Source organism: Undibacterium sp. Rencai35W, from assembly GCF_049340185.1.
Classification (GTDB): domain Bacteria; phylum Pseudomonadota; class Gammaproteobacteria; order Burkholderiales; family Burkholderiaceae_D; genus Undibacterium.
Genome location: NZ_JBMPPC010000025.1, coordinates 1 through 255, shown reverse-complemented (window position 1 = coordinate 255; position 255 = coordinate 1). Strand labels below are relative to the sequence as shown.

Sequence of the window (255 nt, the reverse complement as noted above, 5' to 3'; positions counted from 1 at the left end):
AGCATACTAGGATCGCGCCGTCCATTTGCGCCGCGCCAGTAATCATGTTTTTAACATAATCAGCATGGCCTGGGCAGTCAACGTGGGCGTAGTGACGGCCGGCTGTTTCGTATTCTACGTGGGCTGTATTGATGGTAATACCGCGCGCTTTTTCTTCTGGCGCTGCATCGATCTGGTCGTATGCTTTGGCTTCGCCGCCAAATTTCTTGGACAATACTGTCGCAATCGCTGCTGTCAGAGTGGTTTTACCGTGAT

General features: G+C 51.8%; 1 protein-coding gene. It reads right to left on the bottom strand.

Annotated elements, in window-relative coordinates:
* Positions 1-255: GTP-binding protein (locus ACO0K3_RS19505; RefSeq protein ID WP_422987510.1), on the bottom strand; the 255-nt coding region annotated here is incomplete at both ends.